Source organism: Bacteroides sp. AF32-8BH (assembly GCF_003435205.1).
In the GTDB taxonomy this organism is placed as follows: domain Bacteria; phylum Bacteroidota; class Bacteroidia; order Bacteroidales; family Bacteroidaceae; genus Bacteroides; species Bacteroides ovatus.
Window position 1 is genome coordinate 40056 of the sequence record NZ_QVLZ01000033.1, and the last position, 22961, is coordinate 63016.

Below are 22961 nucleotides of genomic sequence, written 5' to 3' on the forward strand. Positions count from 1 at the left end.
CGTCCAACTCTTTTGTTTCATTTTACATCATCAGGTTCTGACCTCCAATGACGCCTGCAATAGCAGTAGCAACCGCAATGACGACTTTTAAAATCGTATTCCAAATGGATTTCTTCATAATTCAACACCTCCTTTCCATACCACATTATCCTCTATTACCTATTCTATCACGCTGCCGGATCGGGCGCTTCCTGACCACCGCCGCTTGGTTTGTCATCACCCGAACCTCCGGCGTTTCCACCGCCTCCCGCTCCCAGTGCTTTCGTCAACTGGTTGACGTGGATATATGTCGCTCCCTGAATCAGCGCACGGGTGATATTTCCACCGGCATCCCGCGTATATTCCGGGGTAAACTGGCAACGCAATCCCGTGATTTGTGCCGGACTAACATCGGCTTCCTCATCCACCCCCTTGCAGCGTGACTGGCACACCAGGGTAAATGTGCCCAATCCTTCGAGCTTCACTGTCCGGCTGTTGAGCAACTGCTCGCGCATCACTGCCATCAGGTTTCGGATCACGTTGTGCACGTCACCGGCCGTCAGTGATGACCGTTCGGCAATCGTTTCGCCAATCATTTGCGTATCCACTACGTTTCCCATTTTAATCAGGCAGGGATGCCATTTCTTCTTTTTGTCCTTCGATGCGATATTGGACTGAACCGCTTTGTAAATCAACATACTGATTTCCTCCTTTTTAAGTGAATAAATAAGATTTTATTGAGTCAGTAAACGAACGTTTTCTGTCTCTTTTACAGTAGCAAAGATACCCCAACCGGCAGGGGAGGAAACATGAAACGGTATCTGCCGGTAAGTGAAGGCAAACGCTTGAATATCTGTGTGTTTGCTTGCATTTCTACGCAAAAAACAGTATCTTTACATGACGTAAATAATAAATTAAAAGAAGAAAATCTATGAAGAAAACGGAATTGGCATTACTCTATATGCCGTATGCAAGTGCCGATGTGGCAAGAAGACATTTAAATAAATGCATCCGCCGAAACCGGGAGTTGCTGGAGGCTCTCGAAGCTACCGGCTGGGCGTTTTGGATACATTGGCTCACACCGTTGCAGGTGGAGCTGATTGAGAAGTATTTGGGAGAGCCTTAATCCCTAAATCCATCCCTCTGACGAGAATAAGTCTTTGGCTCCCTTCCACGGTTGCATCTGCATACCCGGTTCGGGTGGCGGCGTACAAGGGGAATATCTTCCGTTGGTCACATCGTAGCAGAACGCTGCGTTTCCCTTTGTTCCGAAATTACGGAAACGGGTTTTCTCGACATGTATATACACGATCCCCATTTCATCCTGACGGTCTACCACTATTCCGTAGTCCGTCATGTTGAAAAAGTTGGCCGAGCCGTTGATGTCATACATGGTGGGAACTTCCGTTTTCTGCGTGCCGTATTGCTTGTTCATCTTTCTCGGATGCGCCACCAGAATGACGAGGCAGGAGTTGAGCCGGGCAAAACGTGCCAGACTATTCATGAATGAACCGATATACCCCGTCTCCGTCATGCCTGCCGGGATCTGATGGTTGATGTAATTGTACGGGTCGATAACAAACACACGGATGCCGTGACGGTGTACCAGTTCGCGTGCCTTCGACAAGACGTTGCCCAGTGTGAAATCCCCGTCCGGAAGAATGTGCCAGACGCGTTGCGAAAGATAATCCACTACGCGGGCGAATTCCTCCTCCGTGGAGAAATCTTTGCGGAAACGGTGTCCCAGCAGTTTTTCCGCCAGTTTGGCATGATGATACTCGATTGGCGTGTTCTCCGGACTGAAATATCCCGCTCGCCAATCTTGGCGGGTGCAGAGCCGGAGCACTATCTCATCCACAAAGTCCGATTTTCCATGTCCGGGAATACCGGTGACGGTGAGCACCCGCCCCGTTTCCAGCCTCATGATTTCGTCCAGATTCGGTATTCCCAATTCCACGCCCGAGGTATACCCCTCTTCAAACAGTTGGTGCAATCCCTCCCGTAAGTCTTCTGCCGTAAACGTACCTTCCAGGCGGGGGATGGGAGCGTCCTCCAGTGCCTTCAGTAGTGCGTCCGGGCCTTCCGCCACGAGCAGTTCGTTGGCGTCCTTGTATGCTTCGCCGTAGGTGACGATACGGCAGCGGTCTACCCCCAGCCGTCGGGAGAGTTCCCGGCACAGTTCCCGTCCCTTGCGGTCGGTGTCCACCGACAGATAAATCACTTGTTTCTGCTCGAAATGAGATTCCGACAATTCGTCCAGCCAGTCCAGTTGACTGTTGGCACCGTTCGGTACGGAAATGACATCCGTCCGGCCGACAGCCATGTAGGAGAGGGCATCAAATTCCCCTTCCACGAGGATGCACTCCGGCGTGTCGCGGATGGCGTCGATGTTGTAAGGGATGGTGCGCGCTCCTTGCAGCAATTTGAAGTGCTTTTGTGAGTCGCGGAACTTTGTGTTCACCAATTCCCCGTTTTCGAAAAAGTTGAAGCAGAGACAGTCCCTCTTTTCCCAACCTTTCTCCTTTCCGGATATAGGCATCGAGATGGAGGCGAAAGCCACGCCAGCTTCCACCAATACTTCCGGCGGAATGTGGCGGACGTCACGACACCATTCAATTTGCTTCTGTGTGAGTGCCCCTTGCTCTGGGTCGCCGTGCGGCTTTTCAGTGGGCGGACAACTGGAGTTGCTACCTGTTGCCGTTGGAAATTTGACCAACGGATCACCCAGCTTTCTGCCTTTTCCAGCATATATGGCTGCCGAACCGTGTGCGCCGCAGTAGTGGCACAAATACAGTTTGGTATCGAGGTTGACACTTAGTGATTTATCACGCTTATCCGTCCGTTGGGCATGACACCAGGGACATTTTGTTTTCATTTTGCCGCTTGTGCGACCGTGGGTATCAATACCCAGTTCTTTGAATCTATCCATATTTAGTAAATGATTGAGAGATAATATGCTATCGTGTCCATTCGTTCGTCACCGGATTCCAGATATGTGCCGCCGAAGGTCGCGGCTTGGCATAAGCGGGGATGGGATGCCCGTCGTAGGTACGTATTCCGTTGGTGATGGTTTCGTAGGGCGAACATTGCTGTTGCTCTTGCCGGTTTTTGAGAAACTTCTTCAGTGCCACCTGCGTTGTGGATGACACATGGCTTCCCTGCCGGGTGAGATTGGCGAAATAGTTTTTTATTTCGTGCAGGCTGTTCATCGAGCTTTCATTCCCCCGTAAGATGATTTGCTCCCGTAAATAGTTGAAGAACCATTCTTTTTCTTCCATCATCAGCCGGGGGATGCCCGACTGAATGGCTACGACTTCATACCAGGACGTGTCGTTCATTGCCTCCTGTAGATTTTCTTCCCATGCGTTGGGGCGCATATCGGGTGTTACAGCGTTCAAGTCCGTCACCTTCAAACCATTTTCTTCTTCTTTCTCTTTTCCGCTTTCTTCAGAAGAAGAATTTTTTTTGTTTATTTCTTTATTTATAATGGGGGATGGATTTTTCTGTATATTTGACGTTTTTTTCATTTCCCGAGTGTTAAAATCCTCTTCATTTCCGTTGGCTTTCAGAGAGTTATTGACGTGCGGTTTCGTGTTGCGCTTTTTTTCATCTTCCATGTTGTCAAGTGCTTCCCTATAGTCGTCTATTGCTTTAGAATGGAGGTTCATTTTCTCATCCAGATAAAAGAGTCCGTAATTGTATAATACGCTTTCCATCAGTTCGTCGCTCACATCATAAAGGTTCTGGATGAAGGAAGCAGTTTGCGGTGCCAGAAAATGTTGTGGCTGTTGATAGAGCTTTTCCATCACAAGCCAATATAGTCCGTAGGCTTTCAGTCCGTCTTGCATAATCATCCGCAGCAGTTCGTTGTCGGTGTATGCCAGTAGGGGGTGCGGAAAATAACTTCTGATAGCAGATTCTTCGCAAAAGTCGGCATAGAGTATATGCGAGTTGTATCCTTTGCCGGGACGCCGGAAATAATGGTGGTAGAGGAGCTCAAGATGTTCGGGTTGGGCATGGAATATATTGGCGATGATTCCCATTGTCTGGATATTGACGCAGCATTTAAGCTGTGCATGAGCTTCTTCGAGCATCACCCAGTATAGTCCGTATATTTCCAGTCCTTGTTCCCGTATCAAAATACTCATGGGTATATTGCTGGAAGAAGAAGTGGGATGATTGAAGTAACCGTTATGAATCGGTTTTCTCTTTTGTGATGCGTTGTTCGATTGTTTGGTATTTGCTGAATTAGATGTTGTCATAATAAAATATATTAGTTTCTGTTTTAAATTCTATTTTTCTGAAAATGCAGATACGAAGAATCCGGCCACTTCTTTGGAAAGCAGCAAATATCGTACTCATTCTTCATGATGGAATCGGAGTATTCTCTTCGTGTATGTAATTTGTAATATAGGGAATTTTCGGAGCAGGGGAGATTTAATTCCGAAGTTCTGAAAAAGCAATGCTGGAAAAACAGATAACTGCTTCTGTCAAAAAACAAGGAAGCAGCATTGACATGATTTTTTCTCTTACTTGCGGTTGCAAAGTAACTACTTTATTTCGTATATGTCCTACAACTTTCCTTATTTAATCTGTGAAATTAATTTTTTTTCACAGAAGAGCCGAATACAATCCCTGCCACTCGACACGTAAGCCATTTTCTACAATGCACGTCATAGTATGGGAGAAACCTGTTGGAGGGGTTTTCGTAGTAGGGGCGGCCGAAATAGTGTTCATATTCTGTCAGTGTCCCTGTAATGGAAAGGCAGGTTCCGTCTGTTCGTTGCAGGCAGAAATCGGCGTTGTCCCATCTCATCCGGTCTATCAGTTCTTCTACTTGGTATGCACGGCGCATAGATTCTCCCAGTGTCAACAGTGTGCCGTAATTCTCTTCCGCATCTTGGCGGATAATAGCTGCCCGACGGGAAACCGTCAGGCAACTGTCATTCTTCATCGTTTTTTTCATACAGATTTCTTTGTGCTGAAATGCTCACATTTCAGTTCTTGTTAGTGGTATAAATGTAGTGAATTTACTTGACTTTACAAAGGATAAAATTACTTATATAATGGATGATTAGTTAAATAAATGGAATAAAATATTTTGTATTTTTCATTGTTTGAATATAGGCTTTAAAGAGCTTATGGAGGAGTTTAAAGAAAGCTGTGGAGGGAATGGGAATAGGCTGCAAAGGGCAAAGGACGGCCCTCTTTCACCATTGAAACCTTTTGCGCAGCCTTTTTATCCAACTGTCACTACGTATAACGTTGTTATTCTCTCCAATCGCTTTTTTCAAATCCCGGATCCGTTCATTTTGTCTCTTCATTGCTGCCTGTATTTCGTTTATCAACGTCTTTATTTCCTTCTGCAGCTGAATTTCCTTTTCTTTCAATTGAATAATGTGGGCGTATTTCTCGCAGACCATTGTTTTGTCTATGCACAGTTGTTCCAGCGTATCAATATATTCTGCTGTAATGCCGGCTTTACTTCGGCGAAAGAGTTCCAGAATACATTCTTCGTCAACATTCGGAACATTGTCTATGTATAACATAGGGAATTGTCCCATTTCCACCCAAAGCAGGATCGCTTCTTTTTCGATGTGATACTTAATCACTGCTTTTTCTACACTAATCCATTTTGGCATATCGCTTTTGTTTTAATGTGTTATAAAAAAGGAGTAAATAACGTATTGTCCGGAGAGGTGCAACGAACACCCACGATTTTTATGATTTCGGTCGGCTGGGGAATTGGTTGGGGTATAAGGATTGTTGAAACCGACCGGATACAATAAAAGCGTGAGTGCTGTTGTACCATTATCTAAACTTAAGGCTTAGCAACACCCTTCACCAGATAATGATAAACAACAGACACCCACGCCAAACGTTTATATATAACAAATCTCTAATCGATATGTTGATATACGACTATCTACGTGGAGTATCTGTTGTATCATCTCTCGGTGTGAAAAAACTGCTAATTTTTAAGTTTGAGAGACAATACGTTATTTACTCCATTAAGGAATAAAAAAACGCTTTTGCCTGTTTCATCACGCTGATGGGCAGAAAGCGTGTGACAAAGATATATGTTTTTTTCGGAATAGGATGGAAAAGAGGAAATAAATGCAGGAAATATGGTATGAGAATAGAGAGTATGGTATAAAGATGGTAAATATGCTATACGGGTGGCAAATATAATGTGATGATAAAAAGGAGGGAGCCAAAAGTAAAACCATCTATTAGATTGATATTATTTAGGTACGGATTACACGGATTTCGCGGTTTTAGTCTAATGGAACCGTGAAACCCGTGTAATCCGTGCCTAAATGAAAGCCATAAAAGTCTTTTGACCTCGTATTGTCTTTCCGTGCAATTCTTTTTTTAGCTGCGATTTCTTTTGGGCTTTCCGGAGAAGATAGTCAGTTCAAGAATTGCAAAGATGATTTCCGTTGTGGTATATCCGGTAAATGTATATTCCAAATTTTCATTTTCGGAGAAGTATTTGAGATAAACGGTTGGAGTGCCATTGTGGAAGTCGAGAAAAAGGTAAGAAGTATAATCATAGATGCCAAGATCGGCAAACTCGTTCAGAATCGCTGTGTTGAAAATCGTGCATTGGCCTGTCTTTGATTCATTTCCGGACATTTCGAATCTGCGATGTTCTTTTGCGAGATCGTCTTTATTCACATGCCTGAATTGTTCTTGCAGTTCTTTACTGAAAGAAAGGCGTTGTCTGATGAAATTAAAAACTTCTTCCTTCGTCATTTGTTTTAAATCGGTTATTTCCATTTTTTATTAATTAGTCGGGTAAAGGTACTTTCTTTATTTGGTAATAAATCGGATTTAGTCATATTTCTTTTATTTATTTTTCGGCTTATAACCCTAAAAGAATCTGAATTTATGGAATTATTTAGGGTTATAACCCTAAAAACTTTCCGAAAATAGTATATCTTTGTGCTTATAACCCTAAAAACTTTTGAATATGATTAATCGTGAACAGTATATGGAACAAATTGTTCCTTTTATAGACAAGCCGTTTGTAAAAGTGATAACGGGTATTCGTCGCAGTGGAAAGTCGGTAGTGCTGCGTCTGATTCGTGACGAACTGTTGAGGAGAGGAGTTCGTGAAGAACGTATCATCTATCTGAATTTTGAAAGTTTTCAGTGGATAGATCTGAAAGAGGCGAAGGCTTTGTATGCTTATATTCGGGGACAGGCGGGAGATGCGGGTAAATATTATATTCTCTTGGATGAAATTCAGGAAGTGGACGGTTGGGAAAAAGTGGTCAACTCACTTCTGGTAGATTTGGATACGGATATTTATGTGACCGGCTCCAACTCACGTATGTTATCGTCCGAACTGGCAACTTATTTAACGGGACGGTATGTCGCTTTCCATGTCATGACCTTGTCTTTTAGAGAATATCTGACTTTCCATGACTTGCAGGCCAATGATCCGACACTCAACCGGAAGGAGGAATTTCAGAAATATCTCCGTATGGGAGGATTCCCGGCCATACATACTGCCGATTATGGATATGAGGCTATCTATAAAATTGTCTACGACATCTATTCTTCTGTCATTCTTCGTGACACGGTGCAGCGTCACAATATCCGGAATGTGGAATTGCTCGAACGGGTAGTGAAGTTTGTTTTTGATAATATAGGCAATAAGCTGAACGCTAAAAATATAGCTGATTACTTCAAAAGTCAGCAACGGAAGGTGGATATGAATACCATCTATAATTATCTGAATGCATTGGAAAGTGCTTTTATCATTCAACGTATTCCCCGATATGATATTAAAGGAAAGGAAATTCTGCAGACGAATGAGAAGTATTTTGTAAGTGACCTTTCTTTGATTTATTCCGTGATGGGCTATCGTGACCGATTGATTGCAGGTATGTTGGAGAATCTGGTCTGTTTGGAGTTGAAAAGAAGGGGTTATGAAGTGTATGTAGGCAAACAGGATGATAAAGAAGTGGATTTTGTAGCCATCCGTCGGGAAGAAAAGATTTATGTGCAAGTAACGTATCAGTTAGCTTCACAGGCCACTGTTGAGAGGGAGTTTGCTCCTTTGCTCGCCATTAACGACCATTATCCTAAATATGTAGTTAGCATGGACAGCTTGTGGCAGGATAATGTGGAGGGTGTCAGGCATCGTCATATAGCCGATTTCTTGTTGGATGATGCTTGACGTTAAGGAATATAGAAAACGAAAAAGAGGAAATTCTCTGCGAGAATCTCCTCTTTTTTCATCTTTCACGAAAGATCGAATTATTTCTTCTTACGGTCACCGTAACGGCTCATGAACTTGTCAACACGACCTGCAGTATCTACCAATGTAGATTTACCTGTATAGAACGGGTGAGAAGTGTTTGAGATTTCAATCTTCAGCAACGGATAAGTTTCACCTTCGAATTCGATGGTTTCTTTAGTTGCTACAGTTGATCTAGACAAAAACATGTCACCATTTGACATATCTTTAAATACTACCGGACGGTATGATTCTGGATGAAGGCCTTTTTTCATTTCAGTATCTGTTTTTTTAATTTATATTCTGTTACTATTTTGGTAAGAAATAGTGTAATGGTCATTTTCAGAGCGCAAAGATAATGCTTTTCTGTGAAATAGAAAAAGGTTTTCTAAAATTTCTGATTTCTAATTTATGATTTCTGATTTGCTATGCAGATTTTGATGATTAAATGAATGAAAAATGAGGTATAAATAAGGTATAAATAAGGAGATATAAATCCGAAGGCATCAATCAGAATTCAGAAATCATAAATCCCAAAGTTTGCAAGGTGGACATTACAATCTAATGTCACACTCGTATTCCTGCTAAATTTTGCTGTCTGATTTAAACCTTTTTCTACTATATTTTTCTTTCCGATGTTCGTTATTCGATGGATAATGCTTACTTTTGCGTAGAATTTTTATTCACTAACAATAAACTTTAAACAAAATGGTAAATTACAAAGATTTAGGATTGGTAAACACAAGAGAAATGTTTGCTAAGGCTATCAAAGGTGGATATGCTATCCCAGCATTCAACTTCAACAATATGGAACAAATGCAGGCTATCATCAAGGCTGCTGTTGAAACTAAATCTCCTGTGATTCTTCAGGTTTCTAAAGGTGCTCGTCAGTATGCTAACGCTACTTTGTTGCGTTACATGGCACAGGGTGCTGTAGAATATGCTAAAGAATTAGGCTGCGCACATCCGGAAATCGTTCTTCACCTTGACCACGGAGATACATTCGAAACTTGCAAATCTTGTATCGATTCTGGTTTCTCTTCAGTGATGATCGATGGTTCTCACCTTCCTTACGAAGAAAACGTAGCATTGACTAAGAAAGTTGTTGAATACGCTCACCAGTTCGACGTAACTGTAGAAGGTGAACTTGGCGTATTGGCTGGTGTAGAAGATGAAGTTTCTTCCGACCATCACACATATACTGACCCTGAAGAAGTAATCGACTTCGCTACTCGCACTGGTTGCGACTCTTTGGCTATCTCAATCGGTACTTCTCACGGTGCTTACAAGTTTACTCCGGAACAATGCCACATCGACCCGAAGACTGGCCGTATGGTTCCTCCTCCATTGGCTTTCGAAGTATTGGACGCTGTAATGGAAAAACTTCCGGGATTCCCTATCGTTCTTCACGGATCATCTTCAGTTCCGGAAGAAGAAGTGGAAACTATCAACAAATATGGTGGTGCACTGAAAGCTGCTATCGGCATTCCGGAAGAAGAATTGCGTAAAGCTGCTAAGTCTGCTGTTTGCAAAATCAACATCGACTCTGACTCTCGTCTGGCTATGACTGCTGCTGTACGTAAGGTATTCGCTGAAAAACCGGCTGAATTCGACCCACGTAAGTATCTTGGTCCGGCTCGTGACAATATGGAAAAACTGTACAAGCACAAAATTCTGAATGTGCTCGGTTCTGACAACAAATTGGCACAGTAATAATCTCCGGATTATTCCATAAATAAAAGAAAGGCTGCTACCGATAAACCGGTAGCAGCCTTTTAGTTGCTTTATAGTTCTTATCTATTTATCTTTCTTTGGGAGAGGAAGTTGTGGAGAGGAATTTTGAAAGAAGTCTTCTATTTTTTGTTTACTTTGAATATCTTTCAGCCAGTTGGCGGCGGCATTATAATAATTGGATTTTCCTAAAACAAGTTCGCTTCTCTCGTTCATTTCCGCTTCTTCTTTAGTGTCTTTAGGACGTGTTTTTAGGAATGCTTCCAAATAGCGTTCCGCATTTTTCTTATCTTTCAAGTCATAGAAGTATATATAGGCCATGTCATACAATAGTTTGTGGTTTTGTTTGTCATACTGTTGATAGCGTTTTTTGATGGATGCAATCTGTTCTTTGTACATTTGTGCCATCTTGTAACAGTCGGTCATCCCGATATAGAGCCGGGTCATACTGCTGTCTTTGGGAATGGATAGATCAATGGCTTTTTCCAAATAGTCTACGCCCTCTTTTTTCCAGGAAGTTTTGGAACAGGCACGGCCAAGGTAATAAAGGAGATTGATATTGTTGGGATCATATTTCCGGGCGACTTCCAAAAAATCATGAGCCTCATAATACTTCTCTGCTGCATAGTAACTAATGCCTAAATAATAACAAGTATGAAAAGAACTGTCCCCTTGACTGACAAGATATTCATAACGCCGGATGGCAGTGGGGTAGTCTTGTTTCAAGCAGTACGCTAAAGCGTTCTGCCGGTTGACGGAAATGTTGGTACTGTCAATTTGCCGGTATTTTTCTGTAGCTTCGATGGCTTCGTCGAAATAGGAACCGGATATATTTAGAGCGCCTAGTTTGCTGGCAGCCAGATAATCGTCGGGATATTTAGCCTGGATATTGTAATAGCAACCTGCAGCGGGAAGAAGTTCGCCCATTCCTTCAAAGCTTTGAGCTTGTAGATGCAGGACAATGGCAGAACTGTCTTTTTCTGTCATCAGACTACTTTCACCAAGCGCCTCGCTAAACTTCTGTTGGGAGAGAAGCAAACTGATATATTGAATACGTACATATTTGTTTTCCGGATTCAGATCGAGTGCATGTTCATAATATTTTAGTGCTTGATTGTATTTAGCTAGTGCTCGGCAACATTCGGCCGCTTCAATGAAAGCACGAGTATTTGTAGTATCATTACAGATAATTTCTTGATAGGTAGCAAGTGCCTCTGTAGTGAGTCCTAGTCCACGCAACGCTTTGCCTTTCTGTAATAGCAGGGGAGGGGTAGTCTTTTTTTGAGCTATAAGAGAAAGGGCCGTCTCATAATCGTAGTTTGCCATAGCTTCTTGAATAGGGTCTGTGTGTTGCGCTATTAGAGGAATGGTACAACAAAGAAAGAACAGAATGATAATCCGTTTCATAATATTTTATTTTAGTTGTTTGACTTATCTGCTGCAAGTTACTAAAAATATTATATTTACGAATTATTCGTAGATTATTTTGGATAGATTAACGGAATGATAAGAGAAGGTAACACAACAGTGCGCAATACAATACATGGGGCATGGTAGCTACAGTCTTTTTTACAGCAAGTCCTTATAATGAAAAATCACCTTTACTACTATAATGTAGCAAAGGTGATTTTTATAAATTCAAGGCTTTTAGGATAGTCTTATTTTTTATTTTAAGAACTGTTCAAACAGCCTCCTTATATCTTACATCAAGAATCCGAGCAGGATACCGGCAGCAACAGCTGAACCGATCACTCCGGCAACGTTCGGACCCATAGCGTGCATCAACAAATAGTTGGTCGAATCGTATTCCAAACCAATCACTTGTGAGATACGTGCAGAGTCGGGGACAGCAGAAACCCCTGCATTACCGATCAATGGATTGATCTTGTTGCCCTTCTTCAAGAAGATATTGAATATCTTAACGAAGATTACACCGGATGCAGTTGCAATGATGAATGACAATGCACCGAGGGCGAAAATCTTGATAGAATCGAGCGTCAGGAATTCGGAAGCTTGCGTAGAAGCACCTACTGTCAGACCCAACAGGATAGTGATAGTATCAATCAACGGACCGCTAGCTGTATTGGCAAGACGACGGGTTACACCACTTTCTTTCAACAGGTTACCGAAGAACAGCATACCCAACAAAGGTAGACCGGAAGGAACCAGGAAGCAGGTCAGCAACAAGCCGATAATCGGGAAAATAACCTTCTCCGTGTGAGAAACGGCACGCGGCGGTTTCATGCGGATGACACGTTCGTGCTTGGTGGTGAGCAGACGCATGATAGGCGGCTGTATCACCGGAACCAACGCCATATAGGAGTAGGCGGACACCGCAATGGCTCCCATCAGGTTAGGTGCTAGCTTGGAGGAAAGGAAGATGGCCGTCGGGCCGTCTGCTCCACCAATGATACCGATAGCGCCGGCTTGCATCGGGTCGAAGCCCATTTCCAATGCGATCATGTAAGCACCGAAGATACCGAATTGTGCAGCAGCACCGATCAACATCAATTTCGGATTAGAGATAAGTGCCGAGAAGTCCGTCATGGCGCCGATGCCCAAAAAGATGAGCGGCGGATACCAGCCGGAAGTTACTCCCTGATACAATATATTCAATACGGAACCTTCTTCATAAATACCGACTTTCAGTCCGGCATCCATATTAAAAGGTATATTACCGATCAGCATACCGAAGCCGATAGGAATCAGCAGCATCGGTTCGAACTCTTTGGCTACCGCCAAATAGATGAACCCCAAACCCACAAGAATCATAACGACATGCCCTACAGTAGCATTTGCAAAGCCCGTGTATGTCCAGAAGTCGGCGAGGTTATTTCCTAAAAAGTTTATAAAATCTCCCATATTATTCAATAATTACGAGGTCATTACCTTCAAGAACAGAGTCTCCCTTGTTGACGTTGATGGCAGTAATCTTACCGTCCTTATCCGCATTGATATTGTTTTCCATCTTCATGGCTTCCAATATGATAATGGTCTGTCCTTTCTTTACAGTATCGCCTACATTCACTTTGATGTCGAGGATCACACCCGGCAGCGGAGATTTCACTCCTGATTTTCCGGTAGACGGAGCAGTCGGTTTCACTACCTGAGTAGGAGCAGTAGGAGCATTAGGCATAGGACGTACTGTTACAGGTTTGGCAGCAGGCTTCGGCTGTTTCTCCATTTCCACTTTATAGTGTGTACCGTTCACTTCTACATGAGCGATATTATCTTCAATATCTCCGATGGTTACTTTATATGAGTTACCGTTGATTTTATATTTATATTCTTTCATCGTTTTAACTTTTTAAAAGGTGACTTACTTTCTGGGAGGAGTTTCACGCAAAGTGTAAATCTTCGAACTCCATGGTGAGTAACTGCGTTTTACGCGAGTGATGGTCAGTACCGTTTCTTCTACGTCGTGCACTTCATCCTGCATTTCGTGCAATGCCATAGAAATCGCAGCGTAAACTTCGCCCGGAGCCTGTGACAGTTCCTTAGCTTCATGCTTGTCAATGCCTTTAGATTTCATAGCATTGCGCTTGCTCAAATTTACAGCTACTTTTCCTACAATCTTGAAGGCAATAAAGAGAAGAATCAATCCGCAGAATACTACACTCATGGCAGAGATAGACATGCCGACACCGTCAGCATCATGCTCTTCGAATTTTTCCATCTTGGCATTGCTGTCAAGAGTTTTGTTGTTCGTACTCGGGGTCACGTATTTGTCACCACTTCCACCTTTTACCTCCCACTCCGCTGCTCCGTCGCTGACACGAGCGTATGACTGGTTGGGACCAAGAACACCTGCGGGCACTACAATCTGGTCGAGCAGCTTTCTACCGGAGTCAAACAGACCGATCCAGTTGGCCGTTTCCGGATTCAGCTTGAAGCTGGTGTGGAAAGTACCGCGGTTAGGTTCGCCATCTGCCCAGAATAGTGCATGTTGACGTGGCTTCACTAATGTAAGTATATCACCTTTCGGGATAAAGTAAGTAACTGTATCGCCCGGTTGGCTGCTTACTTTCAACAAGCAAGCTGCCAGGTCGGCGCTACCGAATGATTTATTGAATATTTCAATCCATGCGCTGTGCAATCCGTAGTCATCTTGAAAATTATTCTGATTGTCTATCAGGATTTCGTTCAGTACCAGCTTGTTGTTCGACTTTTGCTCTCCACAAGAAGTCAGCCCAATCAGCAACAGCAAAGAAAGGAATATTCCGATTTTGGTTTTGTTCATAATCGTTCTTGTTTTAATGTGAAAAGTAGGATTACAACGGAATATTACCATGCTTCTTAGCCGGATTACTCAATTTCTTAGTCTGCAACTGCTGCAAAGCACGGATTACGCGGAAACGTGTGTTGCGTGGTTCAATCACATCGTCGATGTAGCCGTATTTGGCTGCATTGTAAGGATTGGCAAACAGTTTCGTGTATTCTGCTTCTTTTTCAGCAAGGAATTGAGCGGGATTTTCCTGATCTTTGGCTTCGCGTGCGTACAATACTTCTACTGCTCCTGCTCCACCCATTACTGCGATTTCAGCAGTCGGCCATGCGTAGTTCATGTCACCGCGAAGTTGCTTACAGCTCATTACGATGTGAGAACCACCGTAGGATTTACGCAATGTAATCGTAACCTTAGGTACAGTAGCTTCACCGTAAGCATACAATAGCTTAGCACCATGAAGGATAACGCCGTTGTATTCCTGACCTGTTCCCGGAAGGAATCCCGGTACGTCTACTAACGATACGATAGGAATGTTGAATGCATCGCAAAAACGAACGAAACGTGCACCCTTGCGAGATGCGTTGCTGTCGAGCACACCAGCCAGATACTTAGGCTGATTGGCAACAATACCTACCGATTGTCCGTTGAAACGGGCGAAACCAATGATGATATTCTTTGCATAATCTTTCTGGATTTCAAGGAACTCACCGTTGTCCACAATAGCGCCGATAACTTCGTACATATCATACGGTTTAGTAGGGCTGTCGGGGATAATATCATTCAAAGAATCTTCCAAACGGTCGATTGGGTCTGTACAATCTACATAAGGAGCTTCTTCAAGGTTGTTTTGAGGAATATAACTCAACAGTTTACGAATCAGTTCGAAACCTTCTTCTTCTGTTTTAGCGGTGAAATGAGTCACACCTGATTTAGTGGAGTGAACGCTTGCGCCACCGAGGTTTTCCTGGCTAACGTCTTCACCTGTTACGGTCTTCACAACTTTTGGTCCGGTAAGGAACATATAAGAAGTACCTTCCATCATTAGCGTGAAGTCGGTCAAAGCCGGAGAATAAACAGCACCGCCAGCACAAGGACCGAAGATTCCGGAAATCTGTGGGATAACACCCGAAGCAAGGATATTGCGTTGGAAGATTTCTGCATAACCGGCCAAAGCGTTGATACCTTCCTGAATACGTGCACCACCCGAGTCGTTGATACCGATACAGGGAGCGCCCATCTTCATGGCTTGATCCATGATTTTACAAATTTTCAATGACATCGTTTCTGACAGTGAACCGGCAGAAACAGTGAAGTCCTGTGCGAACACATATACCAGACGTCCTTCGATCGTACCGCAGCCGGTTACTACACCGTCTCCCGGGTAATGTTTTTTCTCCATGCCGAAGTTCGTGCATCTGTGCTCAACGAACATGTCCATTTCTTCGAAGCTACCCTCGTCAAGCAGCATAGCCAGACGCTCGCGTGCTGTGTATTTCCCTTTTTCGTGTTGCTTCGCAATTGCTTTTTCACCGCCTCCGATACGTGCTACGGCACGGCGTTCAATAAGCTCTTTAATTTTTTCAAGTTGATTACTCATGAGTTCTTGTTGGTTTTAGAGTTTATGATTAATGTTCGCAGAGTTCTGTTAACACACCCAAAGTTGATTTCGGGTGAAGGAAAGCGATATTCAAACCTTCAGCACCTTTGCGGGGAGCTTTGTCGATAAGGCGGATTTCTTTGCCTTCTGCCTCTGCCAGCGCATTGGCTACGCCATCTTCTACAGCAAATGCGACGTGGTGAACGCCTGCACCTTTGTTTTCAATGAATTTGGCAATAGTACTCTCCGGGCAAGTAGGCTCCAACAGTTCAATTTTTGTTTCGCCCACTTTTAAAAAAGCAGTTCTTACTTTCTGATCTTCCACTGTTTCAATGTTGTAACACTTCAGACCTAATACATTTTCGTAGTAAGGAAGGGCTTCTTCGATGCTTTTTACAGCAATGCCCAGATGTTCAATGTGTGAAATCTTCATAACTATACTTTTTTTATTTGGTTTTAAATCTGTGCTTATAAGGCATAAAACAGCACAAAGAAAGACATTTCTTATCTAATAAAGAAATATTTCTGCATTTAATTATTGGATTATTAAACAGAAAAAATGGTGGGAAAGGAGCATAAAACATTGTTTTGTAATCTTGAGATTACATTTAGACATAAAACTTGACTAAGAGTTTATTCAGCCAACTCCAATTGACGCGGAACCAACGGCGGGTACTGCTTTGTTTTCCTCCGAAGCGAAGAACGAAATCACGATAACCGTGTTTACGGAACGGAAGTCCTACATCCATAAATTCCATGTGGCGGAATCCCCGTTGGTGTGCGTCTTCCAATGCTTTCCAAACGGCTAGCACACCCGGATATTGAAGTGCGTATGTCTTTCTCATTCCTCCCGAAAACCAAAGGTATGCGTCGTCTCCCGAATAGATACAGACAGAACCGCCAATGATTTTCTCTTTGTATTTCACAACGAATATTTTTGCCTGTTGTCCTTTGATTAACATATTGTTCATGTGGCGGAAAAAATCGTTGGCCGGGAAATATCTGCGTATGCGGGAGGAATAAATCTTGTGCAGCATCCGTGAGAAATCGTGTATCTCTTCCACGGTATGTGCTTCCTCTACTCTGGCGCCATTCTTGAGTCCTTTTTTTATCTGACGCATACGCGACGGACTGAACCGGTCTTCTGTCTTTTCCATACTGTGCAGCGAATTGCGTACCCGCAACCAGTTGACTGGGAAATAATCGTTGGCACGGAAAACCCGATAACCGAACATCGAATTGTTCAGGTTCCGGAATTCGATCAGGACACAGCTGCGCGATGCTTCTTGTGTGAGATGTTCGAGCATATCGCCGAAGACTTCTTCTGCCTTTTCTTTGTTGGTCGAAAGAGACTCGTCCAGAAATTCGCCTTCACTATATACTACACAATGTTTCACTAAAGAAGAAGGGAGCCACTTCTTTGCTTTGCGGATGGCAGCAAGCAGGCGTGCCACCGGTCTGCCGTCTTCTGTTGCCACTATTAATAAAGGAGTATACCCAGGAGTTGCTTCATAAATCAGAAATAACTCTTTGGAATGGAAGGTGTTTTTTCCCGGCAATTCAGGAATATCCTTCCCATGATAATATGTTGTTAGTTTCAGTGGCATCTAGGTACAAATTTACACTTTTTATTCTTTATTCAACAACAAAATAAAGAATTTGTTGGAGCTGCTTGAAGTAAAGTATAATATATAGTTGCGTATTTAATGGAGAAAATGTATTTTATAGGAGAAATATGGTATGAAAAGTGAGTACGTATTAAAATTAGCTTCGTCTTTAATTAAGATTATAATCGAATAGTTTTTGCAAAACAACGAGAATTAATATTAACTTTAAATTAGAACGAATGAGATGTAATGCATTTGTTGAAGCATGGAAGAATCATCATAGACGCGCTTCCATGATTTTAGGGCTGTCTTTATTGTCTGCCCCTCTGTCATATTCTGTGTATGCAGAAGATGGAGTTTCTAATACTATGGTGCAAGTTGTCACACAAACGAAAACTGTGAAAGGAACTATCATTGATGAAAGCGGGGAGCCGTTGATTGGGGTTTCTATCGTTGTGAAAGGAACAAGTACAGGTACGATTACCGATTTTAACGGTAACTTCTCTATCAATCTTCCGGCGGGAAGAAAAGAACTGGTCATTTCTTATATCGGTTACAAAGAACAAACGGTGACTGTGACGGGTAACGGACCGGTCAATGTGAAAATGATTTCGGATACGCAGGCATTGGATGAAGTGGTGGTCATTGGCTACGGTGCAGTGAAGAAACGTGATTTAACAGGGGCGGTTGCTTCAGTGAAATCGGAAGACATTACGATGAATCCGGGCACAAACCCGATGGAAGCGTTGCAGGGTAAAGTAGCGGGATTGGATATTACGAGAGAATCGGGTCAAGCGGGTTCAGGAGTGAAAATGCAATTGCGCGGTAACCGTTCATTGACAGCAAGTGGTAATCCTATGTTTATTATTGACGGGATGCCGGGTGACTATGCGACACTGAATCCGAATGATATTGAATCTATTGAAGTGTTGAAAGATGCTTCTTCTACGGCTGTCTATGGTTCTTCCGGTGCCAATGGTGTTGTAATCATTACTACCAAAGGTGGAAAAGAAGGAAAATTGACTGCCAATTTTAATGCCTTTTTTGGTATAAACAGCTGGTCTACAATGCCGGAAGTCCGCCAAGGAGAAACCTACATGGAGGGTTTGCGTACAGCCCATAAAAATGCGGGTACTTATGTGGATGATGCCAATATGTTTACTAACCCTGCTTATTATGAAGCTTATCAAAACGGCAAATACATTGACTGGGTAGATGAATTGTTGCACACGGGGACTGTTCAGAATTATAGTTTGTCGGTTTCAGGAGGTACAAAAAATACAAAGGCCTATATGTCTATGAATTTCTCCGATGAAAACGGACAATACAATGATGATAATTATAAATTGTATTCAACAAATATTCGCATCGATCACACAATCAATAAATGGTTTACTACAGGAATTAGCATTCAGGCATCTTATGTGCATCAGAATAAGCCTTTTGCAAAGATTCAAGATGGTATGACGGCTATTCCTTATGGTGAAATCTATGACGAGAATGGCAATGTTAATCCTTATCCAATTGAAGGAGATGCCGGCTATTTGAATCTTTTGATGAATAATAAAAGTAATTGGAGAAACCAATCCCAGAATACAAAACTGTATGTGAATCCTTATATTAAAATAACTCCGATTAAAGGATTGACATGGGAGTCACGCGTGAATGGGACGTTGACTTATTCCCGTTCGAATAGTTTCCAGGGAGATGGCTCGTACAACTTTTATAAAGCGGGAGGAAATGTAGAGACAGATACAAATGCCAAGATTACTCAAAACAGATCATATAATTATAAGTGGGAAAATATCGTAACTTACAACTTTAATATTGCTAAGATACATGAATTTACGCTTACTGGTGTGTCTACCTGGAATCATAACCAGACGGATAACACGGAAATGACAGGAACAGGTATTGCTAACAATAAATATTTGTGGGAAGGATTGGAAAAAGCTGCCGTTCAGAAAAATTCATCCAGTTATACCATGTCTAAAGGAGTCGGATTAGTAGGACGTATCAACTACTCTTTATTGGGTAGGTATTTGCTTTCTGCTTCTATTCGTCGGGATGGTTCTTCACGTTTGGCTAAAGATCATAAATGGTCTAATTTCCCGGCTGTTTCATTGGGATGGCGTATTTCTGACGAGAAGTTTATGGAAAGTACAAGAAACTGGTTGGATAATTTAAAAATTCGTGTGGGTTACGGTATTTCTGGTACGGCCAGTATTGATCCTTATTCTTCCTCTTCTTCTCTGGAGTCCGGATGGTTGACATTAGGTGGTGAAAAAACGCAGATTTATAATCTCACTAAAATAATAGCTAATCCGGAACTGACATGGGAACGTTCAAAGAACACCAATATCGGTATTGATGCTTCTTTCCTGAATAATCGTATCAATGTAACATTGGATATGTATAAGACTAAGACGGAAGGTGTGATATGGAAAAAATCATTACCTGTAGTGAACGGTTCCTATAGTTCTAAAGAGCAATATCTGACCAATATAAACTTGTGTGAAACTAAAAATAAAGGTCTTGAGCTTGCTTTGAATACCCGCAACATTGAAACTAAAAATTTTCAATGGACATCGGCTCTGACTTTTGCATATAATAAGGAAGAGATTACGAAACTGACCGGAACTGCTAATGATAAAGTAATCAATGGCGATTATACGTATGCGGTAGGTAGTGCAATCAACTCTTTTTATCACTACAAATTGGATGGTATCTGGCAGAAAGGTGAAGAAGCTGATGCTGCTGTGTTTGGACTGAAGCCGGGATCTATAAAGATTAATGTGCCTGATATGGTGCGGCATACGGATACGGACGGTAGTGTCTACTATACGAAGGTGAATGCTGACGGACAGGAAATCCGTTATGATGCTTCTAATACATATTCTGTGTCTGCTGATGATTATCAAGTATTGGGACATAACTCTCCGGATTGGACAATGGGTTTCCAGAATACTTTGACATATAAAGATTTTGATTTAAGTATTTATATGTATATGCGTTGGGGACAGATGATTAAATATTCTGTATTGACGGATTATGACCCGACAGGGTTGAACAACTATCCTACTTATTTCAATGTATGGTCTGAAACAAATCCTTCGAACGATTTTCCAGCCATGGATGCTTCTATCAAGGATAAGTTGAGCTATTATCCAGGCTTTGCAGCGTTGTCGTATGTAGATGGATCATTCTTTAAAATAAAGAATATAACATTGGGATATACTATGCCTGATAAATTGGCTAAAAAATTGGGATTGGGCAAGCTCCGTGTGTATGGAACGATTACTAATCCATTCGTTATTGCAAAAAGTCATTTGTTGAAGGATTATGATCCGGAAATGAATGGTGGTTTGAACTATCCATTGACAAAACAGTTAGTCTTTGGTCTTAATCTTTCATTTTAATTCTCTAAACTGATAAATAATGAAGAAATTAGTATATAATGTGGCCTTAGCATTGTGTGCGATGGTTACTATCAATTCATGTTCATTGGATGAATATAATCCAATGGAAGTTACCGGCGAAGAAACGTTGGCTACGTTTGACGGGTGGTACGGAATGCAAACCCAGTGTTATAACCCTATTTATAGTCAACTGTATACTGTGACAGACTTTTTATCTGTTGCAGAGGTTGGTACGGATACGTGGTTGACGGCAAATAATAATGATAACTCGAAAGAACTCTTTTATTATGAATCTCTGACGCCGAGTAAAGATAAGGCATGGGATAAATTATTTATGCAGGCGTATACTGCTTTGGGGATATGTAATACCGTTATAAACCGTGCGAAAAGTGTAGAAGGAAATGCGGATGATATTCGTGTGTTAACAGCCGAAGCACGTTGTTTGCGTGGTTTTTATCATTTGATATTGACTACATATTTTGGTCCGATCACTCTTTGTATGAATGAAGCGGGAAATAATATTGTGTTGGAACCTAAACGTAATACGTTATCTGAAATTTATTCATACATCATTGATGATTTGAAATATGCTGCAGATAATCTGAATACAACTCCTTACGGTAATAATCGTGCCCGTGTTTCAAAAAAATCGGCTATGGGACTTTTGGCTCGTGCCTACATACAAGGAGCCGGCCAGGGGTTGAGTGAGAATGGTGTTTCTTACTGGCAAAGAGCGGCAGATGTTGCAGAAAGCTTTATTGCGGATACAGAAGCTGGCGGAGGTACTTATGGAGGTTATCTTTATAAAGATATATCGGATATGTGGGCTGATGGCAATAACCGTACTAATAAAGAAGCGCTTTTTGTTGCAGCAGGTTGTGATGCCGGTGATGATGACGCATGGGATTATTCGAATGCGGGATATAATAAATTGTTTACGTATACTTACTGGAATCAGACGAACCTGTCGGATATTAGTAAGATTAGATCTGACAAACAGAACTATTTTTATGGACGTACCAACAATGGCAACTGCGCACCATCTAAATATTTGCTGGACTGCTTTGAACCAACTTGGGATAAACGTTGGGAGAATTCATTCCAGACTGCTTTCGGGGCATTTTCTATGGAAAAAGTGGCATGGATTCCGTATACTAAGAATATAGTGACTTTGACTAGCGATTTATGTCAGAAGTATGGTATTGATGCTTCTCATGTAGGTGAAAAAATTTATCCGTATGTTGATTGTGATGGCAAAACGATGTCTCATGGAGGAAATCAGTATACAGCGTCTGTGTGGCCCAAAGGGGTAACTACAGGAGATATATCAACATTGACGACTCCTAAAAAAGTATATGTAATAGATTATCCATTGCCTGCGGATGATAATCGTTTCTTCCTCTATTTATCCAAAGAACCTTTGTCGGCGGAAGACAAGAAAGACCGTGTTTATGCATGTGTGAATATAGATGATTTGTTTGATGCAAATGGCAATTACGTGAAAACACAGAATGATATGCCTGGCAGTTATGATCGTACTTCAAAAGTATATGCAACATACCCATGTTTGAATAAGTTTATCTGGAGTTATGAAGGAGTATATTATGGAAGTAACTTGCAAATCCGTAATGGTGATATTTTTGTGATGCGTATGGCAGAAGTTTATTTGATTGCTGCCGAGGCTGAACAACATTTGGGTAATGGAACAAAAGCTGCAGGATATTTGAACACGCTTCGTGCCCGTGCGGCTCGTTCCGGAGTTTTGGAGTCGTCTTATAAGCTGACTACTGTCACCGAAGAAGATATCTACGATGAATATGCACGTGAACTTTGTGGAGAACATTCACGTTGGGCATTGTTGCAGCGTCATCAAGCATTCTCAACTCGTTTGGCGAAATATAACAAACGTGCTGCTTCCAGTTTTAAATCTTATAATATATGGCGTCCTATATCACAAACATTCCTTCAACAGATTGATAATGCTGAAGAATATGGAGACAATGGATATGGTACAACAGCTAAGTCTGGTCTGGACGGATTTTTACAATAACAATATAGATTAAATTTTAAATTAAGAGGGGATATGTCGTGATGATATGTCCCTTTTTTCTATATCTTTGTGTAATCGAACAGAACTTTTAAAAAGCGG

Annotated in this window: 20 protein-coding genes; 5 read left to right on the forward strand and 15 right to left on the reverse strand. The window is 42.0% G+C overall.

The window, feature by feature from the left end; all coding sequences use genetic code 11:
• Positions 1-22: 22 nt before the first annotated feature.
• Both DWZ47_RS30445 and DWZ47_RS20975 read right to left on the reverse strand, forming a co-directional pair.
• On the reverse strand, positions 23-118 hold the full coding sequence (locus DWZ47_RS30445) for a smalltalk protein (protein ID WP_149939068.1): 96 nt from the start codon (positions 116-118) through the stop codon (positions 23-25).
• 49 nt (positions 119-167) lie between these two features.
• Positions 168-677 (reverse strand): HU family DNA-binding protein, encoded by a 510-nt coding sequence (locus tag DWZ47_RS20975; RefSeq protein ID WP_004311390.1) that lies wholly within the window; start codon positions 675-677, stop codon positions 168-170.
• A 233-nt stretch (positions 678-910) separates the two neighbouring features.
• Here DWZ47_RS20975 and DWZ47_RS20980 point away from each other — a divergent pair, with 233 nt between their 5' ends.
• Positions 911-1105 (forward strand): DUF4248 domain-containing protein, encoded by a 195-nt coding sequence (locus tag DWZ47_RS20980; RefSeq protein ID WP_004304415.1) that lies wholly within the window; start codon positions 911-913, stop codon positions 1103-1105.
• A 3-nt stretch (positions 1106-1108) separates the two neighbouring features.
• Here DWZ47_RS20980 and DWZ47_RS20985 read toward each other — a convergent pair whose 3' ends face one another.
• The 5 genes from DWZ47_RS20985 to DWZ47_RS21010 form a co-directional block, all read right to left on the reverse strand.
• The gene (locus DWZ47_RS20985) at positions 1109-2908 is read right to left on the reverse strand and encodes a toprim domain-containing protein (RefSeq protein WP_117514554.1); all 1800 of its coding nucleotides are present in this window, start codon (positions 2906-2908) and stop codon (positions 1109-1111) included.
• Positions 2909-2936: 28 nt separating this feature from the next.
• Positions 2937-4241: a Lin1244/Lin1753 domain-containing protein gene (locus tag DWZ47_RS20990; protein ID WP_117514556.1), complete on the reverse strand. Its 1305-nt coding sequence runs from the start codon at positions 4239-4241 to the stop codon at positions 2937-2939.
• Positions 4242-4579: 338 nt separating this feature from the next.
• Complete coding sequence (locus DWZ47_RS20995) at positions 4580-4945, reverse strand: SH3 beta-barrel fold-containing protein (RefSeq protein ID WP_004311392.1); 366 nt, start codon at positions 4943-4945, stop codon at positions 4580-4582.
• Between the two features lie 244 nt (positions 4946-5189).
• The gene (locus tag DWZ47_RS21000) at positions 5190-5621 is read right to left on the reverse strand and encodes a hypothetical protein (RefSeq protein WP_004311393.1); all 432 of its coding nucleotides are present in this window, start codon (positions 5619-5621) and stop codon (positions 5190-5192) included.
• Between the two features lie 733 nt (positions 5622-6354).
• Positions 6355-6762: a hypothetical protein gene (locus tag DWZ47_RS21010; RefSeq protein WP_004304410.1), complete on the reverse strand. Its 408-nt coding sequence runs from the start codon at positions 6760-6762 to the stop codon at positions 6355-6357.
• Between the two features lie 193 nt (positions 6763-6955).
• On the opposite strand from DWZ47_RS21010, the gene DWZ47_RS21015 reads away from it, so the two are divergent.
• Positions 6956-8170 (forward strand): ATP-binding protein, encoded by a 1215-nt coding sequence (locus tag DWZ47_RS21015; protein WP_004300908.1) that lies wholly within the window; start codon positions 6956-6958, stop codon positions 8168-8170.
• 80 nt (positions 8171-8250) lie between these two features.
• Here the strand turns inward: DWZ47_RS21015 and DWZ47_RS21020 are convergent, their stop codons facing one another.
• Positions 8251-8505 carry a type B 50S ribosomal protein L31 gene (locus DWZ47_RS21020; protein ID WP_004300906.1) on the reverse strand — a complete coding sequence of 85 codons (255 nt, stop codon included), beginning with the start codon at positions 8503-8505 and terminating at the stop codon, positions 8251-8253.
• 433 nt (positions 8506-8938) lie between these two features.
• Here DWZ47_RS21020 and DWZ47_RS21025 point away from each other — a divergent pair, with 433 nt between their 5' ends.
• The gene (locus DWZ47_RS21025) at positions 8939-9943 is read left to right on the forward strand and encodes a class II fructose-bisphosphate aldolase (RefSeq protein WP_004304409.1); all 1005 of its coding nucleotides are present in this window, start codon (positions 8939-8941) and stop codon (positions 9941-9943) included.
• Positions 9944-10027: 84 nt separating this feature from the next.
• On the opposite strand, the gene DWZ47_RS21030 is transcribed toward DWZ47_RS21025, so the two are convergent.
• The 7 genes from DWZ47_RS21030 to DWZ47_RS21060 all read right to left on the reverse strand — a co-directional run bounded on the left by DWZ47_RS21030 (position 10028) and on the right by DWZ47_RS21060 (position 17393).
• Positions 10028-11368 carry a tetratricopeptide repeat protein gene (locus DWZ47_RS21030; RefSeq protein ID WP_117514558.1) on the reverse strand — a complete coding sequence of 447 codons (1341 nt, stop codon included), beginning with the start codon at positions 11366-11368 and terminating at the stop codon, positions 10028-10030.
• Between the two features lie 294 nt (positions 11369-11662).
• On the reverse strand, positions 11663-12823 hold the full coding sequence (locus DWZ47_RS21035; RefSeq protein WP_074556850.1) for a sodium ion-translocating decarboxylase subunit beta: 1161 nt from the start codon (positions 12821-12823) through the stop codon (positions 11663-11665).
• A 1-nt stretch (position 12824) separates the two neighbouring features.
• The gene (locus DWZ47_RS21040) at positions 12825-13256 is read right to left on the reverse strand and encodes an acetyl-CoA carboxylase biotin carboxyl carrier protein (protein WP_004304406.1); all 432 of its coding nucleotides are present in this window, start codon (positions 13254-13256) and stop codon (positions 12825-12827) included.
• Positions 13257-13280: 24 nt separating this feature from the next.
• Positions 13281-14201, reverse strand: a complete 921-nt coding sequence (locus tag DWZ47_RS21045; protein WP_004304405.1) for an OadG family transporter subunit — start codon at positions 14199-14201, stop codon at positions 13281-13283.
• 31 nt (positions 14202-14232) lie between these two features.
• Positions 14233-15786 (reverse strand): acyl-CoA carboxylase subunit beta, encoded by a 1554-nt coding sequence (locus tag DWZ47_RS21050; RefSeq protein ID WP_004327014.1) that lies wholly within the window; start codon positions 15784-15786, stop codon positions 14233-14235.
• A 28-nt stretch (positions 15787-15814) separates the two neighbouring features.
• The gene (mce, locus tag DWZ47_RS21055; protein ID WP_004311398.1) at positions 15815-16219 is read right to left on the reverse strand and encodes a methylmalonyl-CoA epimerase; all 405 of its coding nucleotides are present in this window, start codon (positions 16217-16219) and stop codon (positions 15815-15817) included.
• 175 nt (positions 16220-16394) lie between these two features.
• Positions 16395-17393 carry a GNAT family N-acetyltransferase gene (locus DWZ47_RS21060; protein ID WP_117514560.1) on the reverse strand — a complete coding sequence of 333 codons (999 nt, stop codon included), beginning with the start codon at positions 17391-17393 and terminating at the stop codon, positions 16395-16397.
• A gap of 239 nt (positions 17394-17632) precedes the next feature.
• Between DWZ47_RS21060 and DWZ47_RS21065 the strand changes: the two genes are divergently transcribed.
• On the forward strand, positions 17633-20812 hold the full coding sequence (locus DWZ47_RS21065) for a SusC/RagA family TonB-linked outer membrane protein (RefSeq protein ID WP_004321519.1): 3180 nt from the start codon (positions 17633-17635) through the stop codon (positions 20810-20812).
• Positions 20813-20831: 19 nt separating this feature from the next.
• Positions 20832-22862, forward strand: coding sequence for a RagB/SusD family nutrient uptake outer membrane protein (locus tag DWZ47_RS21070; RefSeq protein ID WP_117514562.1), 2031 nt, complete (start codon positions 20832-20834; stop codon positions 22860-22862).
• Positions 22863-22961 lie beyond the last annotated feature (99 nt).